Here is a 22534-nt window from a genome sequence, read left to right as displayed (position 1 = left end):
CTTTGATTATTTAATGTTTTTCTTCTTCAGATTCCTGGCTTGCATACTCAGAACTTGCATCAGGTAAGAATTTGAAAACTGAATTTGTAATAACCAGTTCTGAAGAGGCTGAATACCAGCCGATCCTGTCCCCATCATAAGTGTAGTCAATTAAGGTCAATTTTACCTGACCGTCTATCGACAACTCAATATAGTTACCATATCGGATCAATTGAAAATTTAAGATCTTAGGATCTTTGAGTTTAAAGATGTTTGACTGTATATTATTGAAAATGAAGTTTTGCATGACATTCTGTTCATTGAAACCCCATGCTCTGATCTGAACCAATCCATTAGAAATGTCAAATGAATAATAGTATCCATTTCCCTGAAGATCCATATCACTAACTAATCCAAATTTCCCCATTCCCACGACATTGATGGTTCCTTCCCAAATAAAACAGTGTGTAAGTCTTTTAAAAGTGAAGATTTCATATCCACTTCTAGCTCCCAAAATGAAACTATTAATTCCTATGTCGCACTTTGCTGTCGGGTTAGACAATATGGCTTCTAACAGAGGTAGCTCACTCTGATCGACCTCTTTTTGTACCATTAAATTCCAACGGTAGAAACTCTTTAGGAACAATCGCCCCTCAGTGTCAGCATCAAGTTCCTTTGGTGGAGGAAGTACTCTATGTTCATTGACGTTTCCACCTTTGAAGAAAAAGTTATATAATAAGTGATGTTCACCGTCCTGCACAACTCTGGCAGCGTAATTTCCTTGAGGTAGTAGTAAATCAGATCGAAAATTATGATACTCTCCTCTAAATCTTTCAGAATACCAGTACCTCACTTTTATATCTTCGCGAATAGAACCAATAAGATAGGATGTGTCATTGATCACGAATACGCATGGGCATTCCACATCGTCATAAACCATGGGATACAAAATGGGAGAACGCATTTCCCACTTATCATCCACCAATTTCATTAAAGCAACACAACCTCTTCTGGAAGTGGGTCCAAAGCTGCTGCGTGCGCAAATCAGCAAATAGTCATCTCCTCTATAGTGATAAAAAAAGGGATCTCTGAAGCTGAGCCATTTTCTTGGATTATTATTTACATCTTCATAATGTGGCTGTTCTGAACTTAGAGGGAAGTTAAGAGGTTGTTTTTTTTCCCATGTCATTAAATCATCGGACTCAGCTACCCCTATTTTTTGTATAATTCCCTTGTCTCTTCTTTGTAATCCTGTATAATACATCCGAAATTTCTCGCCATGTTTTGAAACATGCATGGTCCACAACATATCATCGTCCCATTCTCCCGGATGTCCTACAAACAAGGCATTTCGTACGCGTGTCCAATGTACACCGTCGTCTGAAATTGCATGCGCTATGTAATCATGATTTGGAATAATCAGATGAAACAAATGATATTTACCTTCATGTATAAATACATCTACATCTCCGATTTCCCAATCACTAAATCCCGAACCTGAATACATATTTTACTCTTTAGATAATACAAGCGGTCACAAAACTACCGCTTATATCATTTTTGAATACATAATTATTGATATATACCCCAATAACATAAAAAAAAATGAAACAGTTTTATATTCAATTGTTTAGCCCACATGGACTGATTAGGTTTGAAAATCCTGAAATAGGCAGAGACAATGATACAGGTGGACAGGTTAAATATTTACTTGAACTTCTGGACGCACTTTCCAAGAATGAAAAAGTTAGAAAAGTAGATCTGTTTACCAGAAAAATTACGGACAAGAGAGTGTCACCGGACTATTCACAAGACATCGAAGTTATTAATGATAAAGCGAGAATAGTTAGAATCTCCTGCGGAGGCAAGTCTTATCGTAAAAAAGAAACACTCTGGAATTATATGGATGAGTTTGTAGACAATACCATCCGTTTTAATAATGAACAAAATGACATCCCGGATATTGTTCATGGACATTATGCAGATGGTGGTTATGTGGCGGTTCAAATCAGCAAGTTTTTTCAAATTAAATTGATCAGTACCGGACATTCATTGGGTCGAAAAAAGAAAGAGCATCTCCTGGAGGAAGGAATGTCAGAAAAGAAAATCGAGGAGATGTACAATATGAACAATCGTATCCGTGCAGAAGAGGCCGCTATAAGAAATGCAGAACTGGTCATAACAAGTACTCAGCATGAAATAGAAGAGCAATACAAGGACTACAATGCCTATGAAGAGGCTAATTTTAAAGTCATTCCTCCAGGCACCAATCAGGATCTTTTCTATCCATTTTATCGACAGGAAATGCCCTCTTTTGAAATATCAATAGAGCAGGAGCAAGTGCTTTATCGAATCAATAGGGAAATAGACAGGTTTCTTTTTGACTCTAGCAAGCCATTGATTCTTTCTATTGGGAGACCCGATGCCAGGAAGAATTTTGCAACCATTGTAGAGGCATTTGGCAATGATGAAGAATTACAATCAATTGCAAATCTGGCTATTTTCGCTGGAGTAAGGAAGGATATCAGCATGATGCCTGACGATGAGCAAAGTATATTGACATCATTGCTTTTACTCATGGACAAATATGACCTTTATGGCAAACTGGCTATTCCCAAAAAAAATGATCCGAAGCTTGAAATTCCTGAAATATACCGTATAGCCGCCAGAAAAAAGGGCGTATTTGTGAATGCGAATCCAGGTGAGAATTTTGGACTAACTACCGTGGAAGCAGCTGCATGTGGTTTACCAGTCATCGCCTCACCTTATGGTGGTCCTAAAGAAATTCTAAGCAACTGTGAAAATGGAAAATTAGTAAATGTCAATTCTCCTAAAGAAATTGCGAAAGCCATAAAAGAGATTATTACCAATAATAAAACCTGGGAAACCTACTCCGCTAACGGTATTAAGGGAGTCAACAAATATTATTCCTGGGATGCCCATACCGAAACTTACCTTGAGGAAATTGATAAAATTAATGACACGGTACAGGTAGATATAGGTCGAAAACTTTATCATTCTAAGATTTACATCATAAGTGATCTGGATGGTACACTTATAGATGAAGCACCTAGAGATGAGTTGACAGAATTTACTGATTGGATCAACAACAACAGAGATAGAGTAGCCTTTGGAATAGCGACAGGTAGGAACAAACGGCTGACTCTCGAAGCCATGTCAAAACATCATCTGCCTGATCCTGACATAGTAATTTGTTCCGCAGGATCCAAAATCTATTATACTAAGGAATTTGTAGAAGATACCGGATATAATAAAAATATCTCCTATCAATGGAAAAGAGAAAAACTTGAAGAGGTCATGAGTTTTCTTCCCAAGCTCGAGTTACAGGAACCTGACGCGCAGTCCCGATTTAAATTGAGCTTTTACGTCGATGATGACTTCAATAAGGATGATTTTGCTCATATTCATCAATTACTGGATGACTACAAATTAAAAGCGAATGTCTTGCTGACAGATAACAAACTATTGGACTTTCTCCCTATTCGAGCAAGTAAGGGCAACGCCATCAAGTATCTGGCGCACAAATGGAAGATGTCTTTTGATAATTTTATTACTGCTGGAAATGGTGGAAATGATATAGATATGTTGAAGGGAAAGGCACGAGGAATTGTGGTTTCTAATCACAGTCCTGAATTAGAGCCACTTAGAAAGGCCAAGGGCGTTTATTTTGCTGAGAAGGCCATCTCCGATGGAGTGCTGGAAGGTATCAAACATTATTTAGGCCGTAATTAAAGGGCATTTATTAAGATATGTTGGACAAAGGTGCGAATTTCTGCTAATTTTGCGCCAATGAAGCAAAATAAGGCCTCCTGGCAATTCGAGATGATTTCAATATTTATTACAGGTGTTTTATTGACCGTAATTCTATTGCCCATATTCAAAAATGTTCCCGACTTCCCATTTTTAGTTTATAATCTCACGGCAATCTTTTTATTCTTTACATTCGTGCGATACTTATTTTTGCTCAGATTCACACCCTTTGCAAGATATACTCCCGTGAAGTTGATCCTGACATTTTTATCTATCGGTATTTTTGTGTATCTCATGGATGGCTTATCTTCATTTCAGAATATGTTGGATGAACAAGGTACATACAGCATGGTCTCCCATTTAGAGATTGATAAACAGATTCCTTTGTCTAAATATATCAGGACTGAAATGATATTCTTTGGAACAGGTGCGTTAATTGCTACATTTTGCTTGCCTTTCAGAATGATCATTTCCATATGGAGAGTACGAAACCGAAATACTGTTTAAAATTTGATATATGTCGCTAGTTAAAGAGTTTAACGATTACAGAGAGAAGATGAATGACGTCATTCTTTCGAAAGAAAATAAAATGCTGAAGAGGTTCTTTTCGCTGGATCATCAGACTTATGCTGATGGTGCACTCGACGTGAAGACTAAGGAGCTTCTTGGGCTGGTGGCCTCCATGGTGCTTAGATGTGATGATTGCATTAAATATCATTTGGGTACTTGCCATGATCTGAAAGTGAGTACTGAAGAGTTATACGAAGTGTTCATGATTGCCAATCTTGTGGGTGGAAGCATTTGTATCCCCCATACCAGAAGAGCAGCAGAGTATTGGGAGGAATTGCAGTCCGAAAACTAAATGACCGATTTTTCAAATATACAATTGAGTTTTGAAGAAATTCCAAGAGCAGAAAAGATTAATTATTTGCCTCTGGACAATAAGTATCTGTATGTTTTATTGACCAATGTTTTTATCTTTTTTATAGTCATTGTTGCGATTCTTGTGTACTTATGGACCATTATCGACAAATCCTGGTTTACCAATAACTTCCAATGGTTTTTACTCGGTGTTCTGTTGATTTTTGTGATCAATTTTGCGTATTTATTTAAAGCCTTCGGATATAAAGGTTATGCTTTTCGACAAAGAGATATTTCATATAAGACGGGTTGGCTTTGGAGAAGCGTTACAACCGTTCCATTTAACAGGGTACAGCACTGTGAAGTGAGTCAGGGAATATTTGATCGATATTTCAAATTGGCAAAGCTGAAGATTTACACCGCTGGTGGGAGCTCAAGTGATGTCGTCGTCCCTGGCCTGGAATTAGATCAGGCGACTGAATTGAAAGATTTCATTTTGGAGAAAATTAAAGAGGATGAGTAATACCTTTGCTGATCCGATGAGGCAATCCCCCATTGCTATCCTCTTATTGATCTACAAGTACTTTTTCAACATCATTAGACAATTTTGGCCGGCGATTATTGCCGTATTCATAGGTCAAAGGGCAGGAAATGTCTCTAATATTTTATTGATTTCTACGATTTTAGTAGCAATTTTGGCCTTGTTTTTTGCGATTGCATCCTACCTTAGATTTTCATTCAGAGTCCAGGGCAATGAGCTTTTCATTGAAAAAGGGGTGTTTAAGAAATCCAAACTAAATATACCATTCGAAAGAATCCAGACGCTTAATTTTGAGCAAGGCATCATACATCAGATTTTTAATGTAGTAAAAATCGAAGTGGATACGGCAGGATCTTCTAAAAATGAATTCTCATTTAATGCCATTGACAAGGATCTGGCCATTGAGCTCCGAAAATTAATTCTGGAAAGAAAATCTGAAATAGAAATTAAAGAAGAACCTATAGAGCAAACTGCCATTGACACCATATCACAAAAAGAAGATGATGTTATTTTTTCACTTTCCCTAAAAGATCTATTCATCGTGGGCCTGACTCAGAACCACCTGAGGACATTGGTTTTGCTGTTTTTTTTCACCCTTTGGGGCGCTGGAGAGTTATCAGATGCAGGCTTGGATATGGATTGGTTAAATGAAGAATCTTTGCAATCTTTTCTGAAGAGTGGTATCCTGATTATTTCTAGTTTGGCATTTATTCTCCTGGTCATCATTGTCATTGGTACAGGTATTAGAACAATTTTAAAATACTATGATTTTAAAATGTTCCGTTCGGAAAAAGGCTTTAAGATTCAAGCTGGACTGTTTAATCGAAAAGAAAATGCAGCATTAGACCACAAAATTCAGCAAATCAGATGGTCTAACAATCCCTTAAAAAGAATTTTCGGCATTCATCGCCTGCAATTGAGACAAGCTTCTTCGGTTGAGATCAGCAATAAGAAGTCCATCAAGATTCCGGGGATAAAGTTGGAAGGCATTCAGAACATTCTCAATTACCTTTTGAGCAATGGCAACGAATACTTAGCCTTGGATGATCGAAATATCAGTCATTGGTATCTGGTTCGAAATATGATTTATGTGGGCATCTTGCCATGGCTTCTGATAGCGGGCATTGGATATTACATATTCTTAGATACTAGGTATCTTTTGGTACTCTTAGCCATTCCTTATTTTTGCATCACAACATATGTACAGTATCGCAAATGGAGATACAGAGTGAATGAGTATTTAATTTACGCTCATCATGGTGTGTATGAAAATAAAAACAACATTCTTCAATTGTATAAAGTACAAAATGTCCAAATTCACCAATCTCCATTCCAGTGGCGTAGAGGATTGGCGACCATCAGAATGTTTACAGCAGCAGGTTCGATTCATATTCCATATCTCCAATTAGAGGAGGCTAAGAAACTGAAAGATCTCATCTTATATGAAGTTGAAAGCAGTCAAATTAAATGGTACTAATTTTCAATTTTACTTATATTGTCCTTTGGATGTGGTCTTATGAGCATCTACATATATTTGAAACATCATAAAAAATATCTGACTATGGGATTGTTTTCATTTTTAAAGAAAGCCGGAAAAAAATTGACAGGCAAAAAAGCACCGGAAGTAGATCAAGCAGTAAAATCTGCAGAAGAGCAGAAGATAGATGCTATGAGAAGTGAAATTAACAGACTGGGAATTCCTGTAAGCGGACTCCATTTAGAGTTAGCTGAACAAGTGATCATTTCAGGTGAAACCTCTACAAACGCTGATAGAGAAAAAGTCATTTTGGCATTGGGAAATGTCGAAGGCATCGCTTGCGTAGAAGATCGGATTACTGTTGCTAATCCTGAGCCGGAAGCCAGGTTCTATACGGTACAGTCTGGAGATACCTTGTCCAAGATTTCCAAAAAGCAGTATGGTGATCCCATGAAATACAATACCATTTTTGAAGCGAATAAACCGATGTTGCAACATCCCGATGAGATTTATCCTGGACAGGTTTTGAGGATTCCACCTCTTTAGATGATAGACAGCAGGTGCCATGCTGGCCATTGGTATTGTACTACCTTAAGGTATCAGCGAAGCATATTGCCGCAGAACTTTACGTAATTGGTCACTATCGCTATCGCGGCGCCAGTTACTCGAAAAGGAAACAGTTCTTAATTGGTAAAAATCCACTTACCCAATTCCTTCAGGCTGGCTTTCTTTCCATATAATAAAATGCCAACTCTGTAAATACGTCCGGCGATCCATACTGAAAATATACAGAACAGGACAAGCAGTGCAACGGACAAAGCAATCTGCCAGGAAGGAATTTCAGCGCCCAGTCTCGCAGGCATGATGATAGGGGATAGGAAAGGAATCATAGAAGACCAAACTGCCAGATTACTATTGGGTACTGCCACTACTCGAAACATCATGTACACCGCTAAAATGATGGGAATCATTAATGGAAAGGTCAATGAGTTACCTTCATTCAAGTCATCCCCAATGGCAGACCCCACTGCAGCAAATAGGGAGGTATAAATAATATATCCGCCAATAAAGTAGATAATGAATAACGGGATGATCAGCCACCAGTTGAGTCGGCTTAGCTCTCCCATCACCCCATATATATCAGCGGCAAAACTGTCTTCCATGCCCTCGGGCAGGTTCATATCAGCCCCCGAAGAAGCTGCTATATCTTGTGCGCTCATTCCCAAAAACGCATAGGCAACATAAGAGAAAGTGGGAATCAAGATTAGCCAAATGACAATCTGTGTCAGGCCCACAGCGCCGACTCCCAGAATTTTTCCCAGCATCAACTGGAACGGCTTAACCGATGAAATGATGATTTCTACTATACGGTTGATTTTTTCTTCCATGACACTTCGCATAACCATCATTCCATAAATCAAAATGAAAAAAAACATGACATATCCCATTACTCCACCCAGACCGGACCCTACAAGTGTCGCCATGGAGCTTGTATCTTCCTGATCATCTGAAATCGGTTCTGGATCCAAAGTCACCTTTGTATCCAGCATTTGCAATTGATTTGGATCGATCCCCATCTGCACGATTTTGTAATCCTTGATTTTGCCTTGTACTTTACGTGAAATAGAATTGGTTGCATCCAAGCTCAACTGCTCATCTGAATAATAGAAGATTTTATGATTGTTCACACCGATTTCTTCAAGTTCAGGTATGTAAAGAATGCCATTAAAATCACTTTCGGTAAATTCAGCTTTCAAGCTCGCCAGATCTTTATCAGTGAATTCATAGTCTATTCCACCGGAAGAGATGAAATCATCGATCAACATTTTGCCCGGATCAAGGACTAAAACCTTTTTCTTTTCATCTGAATCATAAGAAAAAATAAGCCCCACAACTACTATAAATAGTAAGATGGCAAAGGGTGTTAATAATGTGGTTAGTAAAAAAGACCTTTTAAATACCCTGGATAAATATTCTCTTTTAAGTACCAGTAAAACTTTGTCCATAATTTCTTCTTTTACCCTTTAACTAATTTGATGAATATTTCATTTAATGAAGGCATTTTTTCTTCAAAGGATCTAATGCTAACACCACTACCGATCAATTCTGTAAGCATGACATCACTGGATTGCTGATCTTCCAGGCTGCACTCGTAAGTTTCGTTTGACTTAGAAGTGAAGTCATACCTCGCTTGCAGTTGATCCGGAATATCACCATTGAGCTGCAGTGTGAATATATTCTCCTTATGCTCATGCTTCACATCTGCTACCTGGCCCTCCAATATTTTTTTCCCTTTGTGGATCAAAACAATTCTTTCACAAATTTCTTCCACCTGCTCCATTCTGTGCGTGGAAAATATGACACTGGTGCCTTCCTGATTTAGTCTGTAAATCTCGTCTTTAATAAGATTAGAATTGACAGGATCAAGTCCAGAGAAGGGCTCATCTAAAATGAGCAGTTTGGGCTCGTGAAGAACCGTAGCAATAAATTGAATCTTTTGCTGCATTCCCTTAGATAATTCTTCGATTTTTTTCTTGTACCAATCCTGGATTTCGAATTTTTCCATCCAATATTCCAGCTTAGCCTTCACCTCTTTTTCGGTCAAGCCTTTCAACCTCCCGAGATATTTCAGGTGATCTCCCACCTTCATTTTCTTATAGAGACCTCTTTCTTCCGGCATGTATCCGATCTGCTCAGGAGTCCTGCTGTTTATAGGCTCTCCGTCAAGAAGAATCTGGCCCGAATCTGGCCTGGTAATGGAGGTGATTATTCTGATGAGCGAGGTTTTACCTGCCCCATTGGGTCCAAGTAAGCCAAAAATCTTCCCTTTCGGAATTTCGAAACTCACATTATCCACCGCAGTGTGGTTATGGTATTCTTTAACCACATTTTGAATAGAAAGTATACTCATTGGTCGTTTTGTTTTTGAATCACACCTTAATAATCATGCGTTGAAGGAAATTAATTCCATGCTTTCTATGTAAAGCGTGAATTTTTCGATCAACTTCTCATTTACCTGCCACAATGATAACAAATTCGCCTTTGATGCTTGGCCGATTTTTAAAATCTTCTAATATGTCTGAAGCTAAGCCTCTCTTTACCTCTTCATGGATCTTGGAGATTTCGCGGACCACACACACAATCCGTTCAGCACCACAATGGTGAACAATTTCCTGCAAACACTTGAGCACCCGATAAGGAGACTCATAAAGAACAATGGTATAGGTGAGTTCAGAGAGCTCTTGCCACCTGGTCTGCCTGCCTTTTTTCTGAGGAAGAAAACCTTCAAAGAAAAATTTATCTGAAGGGATGCCGGAGGAAGCCAGCGCTGGAACAAAAGCTGTAGCACCGGGAAGACATGAAACCTGAATTTCAGCTTCATGACAAGCTTTGACCAGCAGGTAACCAGGATCAGATATTCCGGGTGTGCCGGCATCTGTTACCATAGCGATCGTACTTTCACTTTCCAGCAATTCAATGACCTTCTCTACCTGATGATGCTCATTATGTGCATGAAAAGACCACATCTTATTTTCTATTTCCAGCAGTTTTAATAGTTTGCCGGTATTGCGGGTGTCCTCCGCTAAAATCAGGTCTGCATCGGCAAGAATCTCTTTGCTTCTGATGGAGATATCTCCTAGATTTCCAATAGGTGTAGGTACCAGGTAAAGCATATGTGAAAATAGAATTTTAAATCGATAGGTCTTTCCAAACAAGGATTAACTTTTATTGCGCCTTGCAATTATATGTTTTTTTAGATAATATGTAGTGAAATAATAATACCATCCGTTATAAAGTAAATTCCGTTGTCAACAAGCGAATTCGGTATAATTTGTGTCTTTATCACGATTGGGTAAATGAATCAATGAAAACGAGATTAGGCTTCTTGCTTTTTTTTACAATTTTGATCTTGAAATTACAGGGTCAATCCAGCAACATCAATTGTGCAACAGCACTGGAAATAGCAGATCCTACTTCTTATTGTTCCGGTGTAGATGAATTCGATAATACAGATGTGGGGGGCTCAGAATTCGCAGCGCCAGCTTGTTGGGGTGACGCCCAAAATGATCTATGGTACACTTTTGTGGCCACCAATAAATCCATCAATATTGTAGTCAACGGCGAAATGGGCACATTGGATAATCCAGAGATCGCTTTGATGAAAGGTGAAGACTGTACTTTTTTAAGTGAAATCAATTGTATAGTCAATAGTACTTCACAGGAAATAACCACACTTTTCGAATCCAATTTGATCATTGGAGAACGATATTACATCAGAGTAGATGGACGGTCTTCAGGAAATGATGGTACTTTTCAATTGTGCATTGAAAGCTATAATCCACCGATTGTGCCTGGTCAGGATTGCTCTACAGCCTCGATTTTGTGTAATAAGGAAGGATTTGTGGTGCAGAGCATCATAGGCAGTGGATTAGATGGTAATGAAGCGGCAGGTTCGTGCTTAGATGTGGGAGGCAGTTCTGAGAATAATTCTACCTGGTTCAAATGGACATGTTTCGAGAGCGGTACTTTTACTTTTGATTTAAAGCCATTGGTGATATCAGATGATTATGACTTTGCGGTCTTTGAATTAAGTGGAGATATCAGCAGTTGCGATAAAACATTACTTCGTTGTGGAGCTACCGATGGCGGTGACTTCATGCCTTGTGGTCCTAATACAGGATTAGATCTTACATCCACCGATTTGGAGGAGGATTTGGATTGTGAAGCTGACGAGGACGGTTATCTGAGATTTATAGATATGGAAGCTGGAAAGAGCTATGCTTTGCTGATTAATAATTTCAGTGATAGTGAAGCAGGATTCAGCCTTGAGTTTGGTGGAACAGCAACTTTTCTGGGACCTCAGGCAGATTTCGAAGTTACCTTCGCTACTTGCGGTCCTGCTTTACAAATTGTAGATGTGGTGACTGCTGGTACAGGAAATATTGTTGAATATGAATGGGAATTTGGCTCAGAGGCCATCCCGCCCAATGCAACAGGACCTGGACCTCATGCGGTGCAATACCCCAATTTTGGTTCGCAGTTTGTAACGCTTCGTGTTGAGTCAGATCTGGGATGCCAGGAATTTGTAGTCAAAGAGATCAATATTGAGCCTTGCAATTACCTTCCGGAAATAGATTTTAGGATTGATAGCATCAAAGGAGTGTCATGTGGAGAGACCAATAATTGCTATCTTTCCTTAGCACCGGATTTTCTTTGTGGCCCCTTGCAGTACAATGTAGATGGAGGCCCGTTTCAGACCAGTCCCATTTTTAATAATCTATCGGTAGGAGACCATGTCATCGGGGTTCAGGATGAAAACATGTGTACCATTGATACTATTTACACCATTGGTGAACTTGCTGATTTTACAGTGGATGCAGGTGAAGACCTGACCATTAATGATCCCAACGAAAATATTCAATTAAACGCTACTACGACGGCAACTGGTAATGTAACGATATCATGGTCACCGGGAACAGGGGTGATGTGTCCTGATGGGTCAATTAATTGTTTGAACCCTGCCATTAATATTTCTGAAGAAACATTGTTTACCATTACGGTTACGGATGAAAATGGCTGTACTGCAACAGATCAGGTAAATGTTGCGGTCAATCTTTGTGTAAATTCTGATTTGCAAATTGAATTAGATAGTGCAAGATCGGTTACTTGTGCCGGATTAAATACGGGCTTCGTAATGGTTAGTGGAGTTGGTGGGGTTCCGGGATATCAATTTTCGATCGATGGCGGTCCATTTGCAGAGAGCAGCAATTTTGAAAATCTTGGAGAAGGATCCTATGACATTGTAATTAGAGATCAAAATCAATGCAGTGCAAATATCGTTGTTGCCATTTCAGAGGTGCCAGCGTTTCAGTTAGATGCTGGTCCGGACGTGACCATTAGTTTTCCCGGCGATAGCCATTCACAAACGGTGCAGACTAATGTTTCAGGTAATTTTATGGTTGAGTGGAACCCGACAGATAGTTTGAGTTGCTCGGATGGAAGCCTGACATGTCTGAATCCTGATTTTAATCCGACTATAACCACCACATATACAGTCACCATATCCGATGAAAACGGTTGTGTCCAGTCAGATGACTTTACGATTGTGGTGCCTGACGTCTGTGCCAATAGTACATTGCAGGTGAATGTGGATAGTATCCGGGGAGATTATTGCGATGGAATCATCGGATCTTATCTGGCAATTTCTGGTTCGGATGGATTTGCAGGTTATCGATATAATTTGAATGGAGGCGTCTTTTCAGAAGATAGCATTTTCAGAGATTTACCACCGGGCAATTATACCATTGGCATACAAGATCAATTTAATTGCGAAGAAACACTAGAGATTTCTATCCCTGAAATTCCGGCCTTTTCAGTTAATGCCGGAGCGGACATAACCATCACCGATTCGGCATCAGATGAGCAATTGGAAGTGACGCACACAGCCGGAACGGAAGTAACTTTTTTATGGAGTCCACAAGAAGGTCTTCAATGTCCGGATTCAACGACTTTAGATTGCAATAATCCATTTGTCAGCCCTGTTTTTACTACGAATTACATGGTTTCAGTCAGTGATGCATTAGGCTGTTCGGTAAATGATGAAGTATTGGTGACTGTAGAGGAAACCGTAGGAATCTTTGCACCCAATGTTTTTTCTCCTAACCAAGATGGCATCAATGACGTATTCACGGTTGAAATCGATCCTCGGAAGGTAAGGTCGTTTGACGAGCTTGCCATATATGATAGATGGGGAAATCTGGTTTTTAAAAGATCAGGAATTGGAATTGGGGACCCCTCTCTGGCATGGGATGGCACATTTTCTTCTGATCCTGCGCTTGAAGGAGTATATATGTGGTATGCTAAAATAACCACTGGAAGTCCTTTTGACAATAATTCGAATTGTCCCACTTGCCAAAAGATAACAGTTACCGGTGATGTAACGTTAGTAAGATGATGAAATACACAGCTCTTATTTTCTTTGTCGTTCTAGCCTCTTGTTCCAATGATTTGCAGGAGATCAATAAACTATTTGAAACGATCGACACTGATGTAGAAATCGCAGAAGATGTTTCAGTGATTTACAGTGACTCTGCCAAGGTTAGGCTTAAAGTTTCAGGTCCATTGTTGGAACGACATGTCAATAAGAATGATCGCAGAGATATTTTTACGGATGGTGTCCATGTTGAATTTCTGGATGAGAAGCAGCGCCCGCTCAGTTGGTTAGATGCAAAATATTTAGAGCAGGTAGATCGTGATGGTAAAGTATATGTGCGGGATAGCGTGGTGCTTTACAATACTGAAAATGAAAAACTGGAGACTTCTGAGCTCATTTGGGATGAAGTATCAGAAAAGATTTACACAGATAAGTTTGTCAGGATCACCCAGCCTGAAAAAGGAGATACCTCTTATGGATATGGCTTTGAGACTGATCGAAAGTTTACCGAGTTTACCATTAAGAAGAACTTTTCAGCGAAGATGAATGTAGAGGATATTTCCAAAGCTTTAGGTCAATAAGGCATTTCTAAGGGAAATTTCAGCCATTGTCATCCACCGGCGAACTACTGATTTTGGGGTGCATTGATCAAAGGCTGTATAATCAATCAATAGAATCTTAAATTGGTTTTGCATCATTCCTGACTGCAGAAGTTTGTGATTTCCTGTACATTTAGGGAATGAATTGGGGAACACCGAGAAATACTGTATCAATTGCACTGCTCTTACTCACATTTAAAATGGCAGCACAATCTTCTAATACCAATTGTGCCAATGCTTTTACAATAGACAATCCATTAGCTTACTGCTCTGAAAGCACGGAATTTAACTCTACCAATGCGGGTGGGTCCGAATTTGAGGCCAATGATTGTTTCGCCGGCGTTCAGAATGACTTGTGGTTTCAATTTAAAGCTACGGCCTCAGCTTTGAATGTGCTCATCAACGGGGATTTGGGTGGAACACTTCAAAACCCAAGGGTAGAACTTTTGTCTGGAAACTGCACAGATGACTTTATTACAGTCGTGACCTGTTCCAATAAAGATTCTGGTGCGGATGTGGTCAACTTAATTTGGAGTGCTTTGAGTGTGGGTCAAACTTACTATATCAGAGTGGGAGGTGCAGGAAATAATCAGGGTAGTTTTCAAATTTGTGTCAATAACTTCAATCCGCCCACAGAGCCGGGGCAGGATGCTAAAAGCGCTGCTTTGCTTTGTGATAAATCAGGGTTTGTCATTCAAGCGCTGACTGGTGGGGGAGATGACAATAATGAGGCTGCCGGTACTTGTCTAGATGTTGGAGGCTCTGTATCTGAAAATCAGTCCAGTTGGACAACATGGATAGCTGACAACAATGGTACGCTCACGTTCTCTATTGATCCATTAAACGCGAGCGATGATATAGATTTTGTCTTATATGAACTTCCCAACGGAATAGGCGACTTTTCTAACAGAACAGTTCTACGATGTATGGCAAGTTCATGTGCGGGTCCTACAGGTCTGAATGACTCTGCGAATGATGTTAATGAACAGCCGGGATGCTTCGGAGCAGATGACAATTTTTTAAGAGCTCTACAACAAGAAGAGGGTAAAGCCTATGCCCTTTTAATCAATAATTTTAGTAATACCGGTGCCGGTATAAGCTTAAGTTTTGGTGGAAGCGCAGAATTCAGAGGCCCGGAACCCGACTTTTCTATTGAAATCAACGATAATGTTTTGACTTGTGATAAGATGGTAGAGATTATCGACAACTCTACAGATAATCTGGGCAACTTGATCAATTTCGAGTGGGACTTTGGAGAAGGAGCAGTACCACAATCTGAAGAGGGACCAGGACCATTTCAAATTACTTATAACAGTTTTGGACAAAAGTTTATCGTCCTGACGATCATCAGTGATCTTGGATGCAGAACCACAGAAGTGAGAGAAATAGCAGTCGGTGCGTGCTGCCAAGATGTGCAAAGCCTGGAGCTGGAAATTCTACAGCAACAAAATATTGGATGTAATATGATCGATCTGGGATCAGTTACAGTCCAGGCAAGTGGTGGATTTCCGGATTACGAATATGCATTTGATGGTGGCTCTTTTGCTCAGGTGGCCACATTTGAAGATCTGCCTCTGGGTGATTATGAAATTCGAATCAGGGACATCAAAGGTTGTGAAAGCTCAGAAACCATAAGCATCATTGACGTCAATCCTATCACAGTCGATGCAGGAGAGGATGCTTCTGTAGAATTCCTGGGAGATTCCATTCGCTTAGATGGTTCATTTGCTTCCGACAATAGTGATGTCACCATATCATGGATGCCGTCAGATCCATTATTATGTAGTGATGGAAGGCAGAACTGCCTGAATCCGGTTGTCGTTCCTCCGGGTACGACGACCTATACTTTGACGGTGTCCGATGATAATGGCTGCGTTACCTCAGATCAAGTTACCATTGAGGTTTTAAATGTCAGACCGATTTATGCAGCAAATATATTTTCTCCAAATGATGATGGTATCAATGATACATTTTATCTTCAGGGAAATAGTTCCACAGTCTCCAATATATTGGAGTTATCAGTTTTCGACCGATGGGGTAATCAGGTATTTGTTGCGCGAAATATAGCACCTAATGATATCAGTGCAGGATGGGATGGCAAGTTTGCCAATGATCCCGCAGAAGTGGGTGTATATGTTTGGCAAGCTGTAGTAGCACTCACGGATAACAGCGAGATAATCCTTAAAGGAGATGTTACGCTGGTTCGTTAGTTAGTTTTCTTCTTCATAGTAGATTTTATAGAATTTTCTGCCATCGGGATCAGTTCCTTTTTCTATCCAACTGCGATTTCCGTGAATATAAATATGAAAGTTTTTATCGAGCTTCAAGACACTTTTGAACACCTTAGATTGATTTTTAACGGCAGCATTGCTGACTTTAAATCCGTCAGCCAATTCAATCTCATTTTCCTGCTGATAGTCTAATTTGAACAGTTGAAATTCATTGATCACATTTGGATCTTTAAAGACCCTTTCGTCAAAGGCAGCCTGGTTCAGTTCCTCCTCATTTTTGAGAAAGTCTAAAGAATGATTCAGAATTTCAGCTTCTTGTGTTTTATCAATATCGTATAGAGGTTGTAAGCGATCTTTAACAAAAGCTTTAGTTGCTTGTATGTACTGCTTGGTATAATGGTAATCATCAGATCTGGGTTTAAGATTCAGGAATTTCTCTTTCCAGAATTGAGCATCTTTCGACCGGTTAGCATGATCGAGTGCCAGTATTCGATATCCATCTGAAGCTTCTGAATTCAGAATAAGGCAAGCCTTATCCAGCTTGCCAGGATGAAGCCCCTCATTTTCCCGGATGTAATACCCTTTACCCTGTTTTTCCAGGTTTAGGAATGGCTGCTTGTTTTCTGATTTAAAAACACAAATTCCATCCATCATTTTATCTTCTATCAGTATGTCCTTAACATAAGCTATCATTAAATCACCAGATTTGATGTTTGGATGTTTCGAATTTTCATAGAGAAATTTTGATATGTTAACAGACTGTTCACCGAGTAAATCGGGATCTTCGAAAACCATTCTGACGTAGTTGTACATGGGGTTTAGGTCAATGTTGCCATCGAAAAAATCGAAAGCATAAAACTCAGGTTCTTTAAAATTACCGAAGAAATATTGCTTTAACATTTCGTCTACCACTTCATTAGGTAATACGATGCTCGTATTACAGTACTGAATTCCCTCATCCTGAGAGGCATTTCCCACAAAGTGGATCCAAAGTTCTTCGATTTTTGCTTCTGAATATGTGATCATCATTTTGAATTATGTGGCGAAGATATCGACGATCATATTAAAAACAGCAATGTTGGTCGAGCTTAGTTGCGCATTTAATATTTTTCTCTTAATTTGACATATATAATGGCTTTTTGATTACACTTTGTAAAGACTTATTTAATAACTAAAAAGCATAAAAATCAATGGAAAATCAGCAAGGAGCTCCAGGACCAACTGGGCAGTCATCTAGTATGGATCCTAAAACAGTAGGCATCATCGCATACATCACACTCATTGGAACCATCATCGCACTGGTCATCAATAATAATGATAAAAATTCTTACGCGTCCTTTCACATAAGGCAAGCTTTGGGATTGGGTCTATCCTTGATAGTCATCAGTTTTATAGCCATCATCCCTATTCTTGGTTGGCTGATCTACGCCCTAGGGGGCATATTTTTATTCATTTGCTGGATCATCGGATTGGTTGCTGCTCTTAACGGCGAGGAGAAGCTTGTTCCAATCATAGGTGAGAAATATCAGGAATGGTTTAGCGGTCTTTAATAAGGTATAGGAGATTAACTCCTTTTTAAGTTAGATAAGTTTTATATAATCAGCAGTGATTTAATGCATGATTAAATCTCTTCCCGCATGTACCGGCCATATAGCCGAAGCATCGCTTAAATGGATTTATTGAGCAGAAGCCTTATCAGGACTTTATTATTTTTGTTTCAGAAAAATAAGTAATATGATAGTAAGGCTTTGGATTTTCAGCATTTTTTTGATCTCATGTTACAGCAATCTAAAAATAAGTCAGGTAGAGCAGGAAGGATGGCAATTAATATGGTCCGATGAATTTAATGATGCCGGATTGCCTGATTCTACCAAATGGTCCTACGATATTGGAGATGCCTGTGACAAACCTGCTGGTTGCGGGTGGGGGAATAATGAACTTCAATATTATACGGAGAAAAGAGAGAAAAATGCAAGGGTGGAAGATGGAAAATTGATCATCGAAACACATGCCGAAGATTATAAATCCAGAGCGTTCACTTCAGCCAGACTGGTCACCAAAGGTAAAGGAGATTGGAAATATGGAAAGTTTGTCACTCGTGCTAAATTGCCTGCAGGAAAGGGTGTTTGGTCTGCCATTTGGATGTTGTCGACCGATCGGATGTATGGAGGATGGCCGAGAAGTGGGGAAATAGACATTATCGAGAATGTAGGTTTTAACCCTGAAAGAGTGGTCGGAACCATTCATACGGCCAAGTACAATCATATGAAGGGGACACATAGAAACGGTGATTTGCAGCTTGCTGATGCTCAGCAGGAATTTCATGATTATATTCTGGAGTGGAATGAAGAGGAAATGATCTGGTTTGTGGACGATGTCGAGATTTTTAGATATCCTAATGAAAGCACGGGATATGAAGCCTGGCCTTTTGACCAAAGATTTCATTTGATCCTCAATATTGCCTATGGTGGAAATTGGGGTGGTAGACAAGGTATCGCTCCGGAGGCTCTGCCAGCAAGAATGGAAGTGGATTATGTAAGGGTATATCAGACCGCTGAGGATTAAGTATAAAGCAAGAAACAAAACAATTGGGCCTTTAAGCCACTTAGAAGGAGTGCAATGAATTTCTTAAAAAGCTTTCATATAGTATGGGTCTTACTCCTGTTTAACACATTTATTCACGCACAGGAACATCGTCGCTACTTAACTGCAGTGCATGCTGGTATGAACACAGCACTTTTTGCTGATCCCACTTACCCCTTCACCGTGGCAGCAGATGTTCGTTATAGAAATACAAATATTTACTCACTGACTTCAGGAATTACCTTTCGTTATCTAGCAAATAATAGAGTCGGTGGTTTACTAGGTATAAATGAGAAAGTCATTTCTGCATTACATTTAAATATTGGCCCCAGATTGTATTTGACAAAGAGAAGTGCAGCCCATCAATTTTATGTAGGTGCAAACCTCGGCGCAGGTATGATTTATAGAAAGTACCTGGACATAACCGACGGTCAAACGGGCGTAGTGCCTTTGTTCATCGGTCAAGCCAATATAGGATTCATATGGTTTAATAGAATTATTTTGTCAACGGCAGCTGAGGTGGCCTGGCCTGATGGCAAACCAGGTATTTTATTCTTGGATCTCAAATTGGGTTATCAATTTTGAAGTTGAATATATATTGACTTGAGATAATTTAGTTCCGCAATATTTTTAGGATGATCTACATCGTGATCGGTCGTTTCCAATATTTGATATTGTCTCCCACTTTGTACCACTTCAGCTATCACCACATCAAAAAATTCATCTTTTGGTATCCTGCTGGAGCAGCTGCACATTAAAAAGATACCATTTTCCTTAACCAATGGTAACACTTCTTTAACCAGACGACGGTAACTTTTATAGGCTCGTGGAATTTGCTCTGAACTCTTTGCAAAAGAGGGTGGATCTACGATGATCAGATCGAAATTTTTACCTCCTGCTTTTAATTGAACTATTGCCTCAAATGCATCTATGACCATGATACGATGATTGGCTTCTTCGAAATTCAGTGCCATATTCATTCGAGCGATTTCCAACGCTTGTTCACTGATGTCTACACTGATGACCTGCTTTGCTCCACCAGCTACAGCATTGACTGAAAATCCACCTGCATAGGAAAAAATATCCAACACATCCTTTCCTTTTGCCAGATTTCGGACTTTAAGCCGATTATGCCTGTGATCCAGGAAGTAACCGGTCTTATGCCCTTTAATTAGATTGGCTTTGAACCGCAGACCGTGTTCGTAGAAAATGACTTCCTCAGAGGGCAACTGACCCAGAATCAATTCGCCATCCTGTAAAGGAATTTTTTGCTGCTGCAGCTTGCGATTCAATCTCAGAATAATCGTATCGATATCGTACTCTTGTTGTAAAATTTCAGTGAAGATTGACATAAATCCAAACCATACTTCCGTATAGAGTTTAATCACAGCGATTGAATTATAGATATCTACAATCAGCCCGGAAAGTCCATCATTCTCTCCATATATCAGGCGGTAAGCAGTCGTTTTTGTTTCGAGCAATGGCCGGCGTTGGTCATATGCCAATTTAAATAGGTTGGCGAAAAATGAGTAGTTCAATGTTTGGGAACCACCGACATGGAGGACGCGAATTCTAATGACAGAAGCAGGGTCGTACAATCCCAGTGCCAATAGTTCATTGTTTCGTTGATCAAATATGACGGCCAGGTCACCTGCTTTGCCCTCTTTATTTTGTTTGACAATGGAAGATTCATATATCCATGGATGTCCTTGAAGGATACTTTTTTCAGCAGCTCTCTTTACCTTAAATGCGATTTTATTCAATAATCAGAATTTGAACAAAGGTAGTAACTGTGCAGGACATCTGTGAATCCTTTGATGAAGTTGAATATGCTTAGCATCATCAGAAAATAAGTAGTAAAAGGTTACCATAAAAAGCAAAAAGGGTTTAATTGCTTGTTTTAATATATAAAAGAGGTTTTCATTGAAGCTAATAACGCACGAATAGGTGTGGGAAATAAAATACCTTTATGGCTTTTCGAGTTTTTATAGTGATTCATGGAAGATAAGCGCATCGTTTTTGATAAGGTCAATGTTGCCATAGGGGAACACCCCGTTTTAAAGGATATAAATTTAACAATCGAGCATTCAAATTCTTATGCGGTCATGGGTCCTACAGCTTCCGGAAAAACAACACTGCTTAAAACCATCGCAGGAAAGCTTTTCCCAAGGCAGGGTGAAATCACTAAGAATGGAAGCATCGAGTTCGTTCCTGGTGATTATAAATTTCACCGCTATGTTGGAACGGTATACCAATATTATCAGCAGCGCTACCATGCCTATGATTCAGAGCTAGGACCTACCTTATATGAGGTTTTGCAAAATCAGGTCAAACCTATGGGCACTATAGATGAGCAATCCGTGGAATTAGAAGATCCCCTATATGAAGATGACTACTTATTGGAAGTGGCATATTTGTTTAAGGTTGACCACCTGCTGAACAGGAAGATTACCAGTTTGTCTACAGGCGAAACCAGACGTTCGCTTCTGGCACGTTCTGTCCTAAAGCAACCAGACTTTTTATTATTAGATAATCCTTTTGTCGGACTTGACAAGCAGAGCCGGGAGCTTTTGAGGAAAATACTTTCACAGTTAAAGGAGGTTTCTTTGGTTCTGGTCTGTTCAGAAAGTGACCTGCCTGAATTTATCGATCACGTCTTTTACTTGAAAGATGGAAAATTGGTAGATCATCTACCAGAAAACCTTGCCCATCCTTCATTAAACCATACGATCTTTAAAAAGTATATGGTGAGTAAGGCACCCGATTTTGACGTAGCTGTTCAATTTTCAGGTGCCAATGTAACTTACGGAGATTTTTATGCATTGAAAGATTTTTCGTGGACAGTCAATCGGGGAGAGAAATGGGCATTGATGGGTCCCAATGGCTCTGGCAAAAGTACGGTCATCAGTTTGATCACCGCAGATAACCCACAGGCCTATCGTAATCAAATAATATTGTTTGATCAAAAACGTGGAACCGGTGAGAGCATATGGGATATCAAAAAGAAGATCGGTTTTGTTTCGCCGGAACTACAACTCTATTGTGAAAAGGATTTACCGATCTGGAAATTGGTAGCTTCGGGATTATTCGACACTGCGGGTTTATATAAGGAATTGACAGACATAGAGCTTCAGATCGTATTTGACTACATAAAATTACTGGGTATCCAAGACATCGCAGAGCGTAGGTTTAATGAAATCTCTACGGGAGAGCAAAGGTTGGCATTTCTGGCCAGGGCCATGGTTAAGAATCCACCACTCTTAATATTAGACGAACCCTGCCAGGGTTTGGATTATGGACAAATGGTTCATTTTCGGGAACTGCTTAATCAAATAGTCGTTGAACTCGATAAAACTTTAATCTATGTTACACATTATGAAGAGGAATTACCAGCATGCATGAACAGGAGGTTGGATATTGCGGAAGGAAAAGTGATTAAAGAAGTGTAAATGATCAGCGTAAAGTTTCCTATATTTTCAGGCATTTCTTGTACGGTTAAAGATGAATTGAAAATGTTTTGTCACCCAAGTAGGTGATATAGAAAATAAAGAGGCTTAC

19 protein-coding genes are annotated in these 22534 nt (G+C 39.5%); 13 read left to right on the top strand and 6 right to left on the bottom strand.

Features of this window, described 5'->3' with window-relative positions; all coding sequences use genetic code 11:
* Positions 1 to 10: 10 nt before the first annotated feature.
* The gene (locus L2567_RS09125) at positions 11 to 1486 is read right to left on the bottom strand and encodes a glycoside hydrolase family protein (RefSeq protein ID WP_235297454.1); all 1476 of its coding nucleotides are present in this window, start codon (positions 1484 to 1486) and stop codon (positions 11 to 13) included.
* 98 nt (positions 1487 to 1584) lie between these two features.
* Here L2567_RS09125 and L2567_RS09120 point away from each other — a divergent pair, with 98 nt between their 5' ends.
* The 6 genes from L2567_RS09120 to lysM all read left to right on the top strand — a co-directional run bounded on the left by L2567_RS09120 (position 1585) and on the right by lysM (position 7175).
* Positions 1585 to 3732 (top strand): HAD-IIB family hydrolase, encoded by a 2148-nt coding sequence (locus L2567_RS09120; protein WP_235297453.1) that lies wholly within the window; start codon positions 1585 to 1587, stop codon positions 3730 to 3732.
* Positions 3733 to 3789: 57 nt separating this feature from the next.
* Positions 3790 to 4257, top strand: coding sequence for a hypothetical protein (locus L2567_RS09115; RefSeq protein ID WP_235297452.1), 468 nt, complete (start codon positions 3790 to 3792; stop codon positions 4255 to 4257).
* Between the two features lie 10 nt (positions 4258 to 4267).
* Positions 4268 to 4612: a carboxymuconolactone decarboxylase family protein gene (locus L2567_RS09110; RefSeq protein WP_235297451.1), complete on the top strand. Its 345-nt coding sequence runs from the start codon at positions 4268 to 4270 to the stop codon at positions 4610 to 4612.
* Positions 4613 to 5134: a PH domain-containing protein gene (locus L2567_RS09105; RefSeq protein WP_235297450.1), complete on the top strand. Its 522-nt coding sequence runs from the start codon at positions 4613 to 4615 to the stop codon at positions 5132 to 5134. It abuts the gene before it with no gap.
* The gene (locus L2567_RS09100; protein WP_235297449.1) at positions 5127 to 6629 is read left to right on the top strand and encodes a PH domain-containing protein; all 1503 of its coding nucleotides are present in this window, start codon (positions 5127 to 5129) and stop codon (positions 6627 to 6629) included. The genes L2567_RS09105 and L2567_RS09100 overlap by 8 nt, the downstream gene beginning before the upstream one ends.
* Positions 6630 to 6713: 84 nt before the next feature.
* Positions 6714 to 7175 (top strand): peptidoglycan-binding protein LysM, encoded by a 462-nt coding sequence (gene lysM, locus L2567_RS09095; protein WP_235297448.1) that lies wholly within the window; start codon positions 6714 to 6716, stop codon positions 7173 to 7175.
* Positions 7176 to 7312: 137 nt separating this feature from the next.
* Here lysM and L2567_RS09090 read toward each other — a convergent pair whose 3' ends face one another.
* The 3 genes from L2567_RS09090 to rsmI form a co-directional block, all read right to left on the bottom strand.
* A complete protein-coding gene (locus L2567_RS09090; protein ID WP_235297447.1) occupies positions 7313 to 8635 on the bottom strand; it encodes an ABC transporter permease in 1323 nt (440 codons plus the stop codon).
* Positions 8636 to 8646: 11 nt separating this feature from the next.
* Positions 8647 to 9540, bottom strand: a complete 894-nt coding sequence (locus L2567_RS09085) for an ABC transporter ATP-binding protein (RefSeq protein ID WP_235297446.1) — start codon at positions 9538 to 9540, stop codon at positions 8647 to 8649.
* A 97-nt stretch (positions 9541 to 9637) separates the two neighbouring features.
* Positions 9638 to 10303 (bottom strand): 16S rRNA (cytidine(1402)-2'-O)-methyltransferase, encoded by a 666-nt coding sequence (gene rsmI / locus L2567_RS09080; RefSeq protein ID WP_235297445.1) that lies wholly within the window; start codon positions 10301 to 10303, stop codon positions 9638 to 9640.
* 191 nt (positions 10304 to 10494) lie between these two features.
* Here rsmI and L2567_RS09075 point away from each other — a divergent pair, with 191 nt between their 5' ends.
* From L2567_RS09075 to L2567_RS09065, 3 genes are all read left to right on the top strand, one after another.
* Positions 10495 to 13584 (top strand): T9SS type B sorting domain-containing protein, encoded by a 3090-nt coding sequence (locus tag L2567_RS09075; protein WP_235297444.1) that lies wholly within the window; start codon positions 10495 to 10497, stop codon positions 13582 to 13584.
* The gene (lptC, locus tag L2567_RS09070; protein ID WP_235297443.1) at positions 13581 to 14144 is read left to right on the top strand and encodes an LPS export ABC transporter periplasmic protein LptC; all 564 of its coding nucleotides are present in this window, start codon (positions 13581 to 13583) and stop codon (positions 14142 to 14144) included. Before L2567_RS09075 ends, lptC begins: the two co-directional genes overlap by 4 nt.
* A 158-nt stretch (positions 14145 to 14302) precedes the next feature.
* A complete protein-coding gene (locus L2567_RS09065) occupies positions 14303 to 16372 on the top strand; it encodes a T9SS type B sorting domain-containing protein (protein WP_235297442.1) in 2070 nt (689 codons plus the stop codon).
* Here the strand turns inward: L2567_RS09065 and L2567_RS09060 are convergent, their stop codons facing one another.
* Positions 16373 to 17419, bottom strand: a complete 1047-nt coding sequence (locus tag L2567_RS09060) for a nucleoid-associated protein (RefSeq protein ID WP_235297441.1) — start codon at positions 17417 to 17419, stop codon at positions 16373 to 16375.
* Between the two features lie 164 nt (positions 17420 to 17583).
* On the opposite strand from L2567_RS09060, the gene L2567_RS09055 reads away from it, so the two are divergent.
* The 3 genes from L2567_RS09055 to L2567_RS09045 all read left to right on the top strand — a co-directional run bounded on the left by L2567_RS09055 (position 17584) and on the right by L2567_RS09045 (position 19561).
* Positions 17584 to 17943: a DUF4870 domain-containing protein gene (locus L2567_RS09055; RefSeq protein WP_235297440.1), complete on the top strand. Its 360-nt coding sequence runs from the start codon at positions 17584 to 17586 to the stop codon at positions 17941 to 17943.
* A gap of 184 nt (positions 17944 to 18127) precedes the next feature.
* Positions 18128 to 18958: a glycoside hydrolase family 16 protein gene (locus L2567_RS09050; protein ID WP_235297439.1), complete on the top strand. Its 831-nt coding sequence runs from the start codon at positions 18128 to 18130 to the stop codon at positions 18956 to 18958.
* A gap of 54 nt (positions 18959 to 19012) precedes the next feature.
* Positions 19013 to 19561: a hypothetical protein gene (locus tag L2567_RS09045; RefSeq protein ID WP_235297438.1), complete on the top strand. Its 549-nt coding sequence runs from the start codon at positions 19013 to 19015 to the stop codon at positions 19559 to 19561.
* Here the strand turns inward: L2567_RS09045 and L2567_RS09040 are convergent.
* Positions 19552 to 20739 carry a class I SAM-dependent rRNA methyltransferase gene (locus L2567_RS09040; RefSeq protein WP_235297437.1) on the bottom strand — a complete coding sequence of 396 codons (1188 nt, stop codon included), beginning with the start codon at positions 20737 to 20739 and terminating at the stop codon, positions 19552 to 19554. The genes L2567_RS09045 and L2567_RS09040 overlap by 10 nt on opposite strands.
* 234 nt (positions 20740 to 20973) lie before the next feature.
* Between L2567_RS09040 and L2567_RS09035 the strand changes: the two genes are divergently transcribed.
* Positions 20974 to 22425 (top strand): ATP-binding cassette domain-containing protein, encoded by a 1452-nt coding sequence (locus L2567_RS09035; protein WP_235297436.1) that lies wholly within the window; start codon positions 20974 to 20976, stop codon positions 22423 to 22425.
* Positions 22426 to 22534: the final 109 nt, after the last annotated feature.

The sequence above is a fragment of the Portibacter marinus genome, assembly GCF_021533195.1.
Taxonomy (GTDB): domain Bacteria; phylum Bacteroidota; class Bacteroidia; order Chitinophagales; family Saprospiraceae; genus Portibacter; species Portibacter marinus.
Note: the sequence above shows the minus strand (reverse complement) of the source record. Positions and strands in the feature narration are given on the sequence as shown.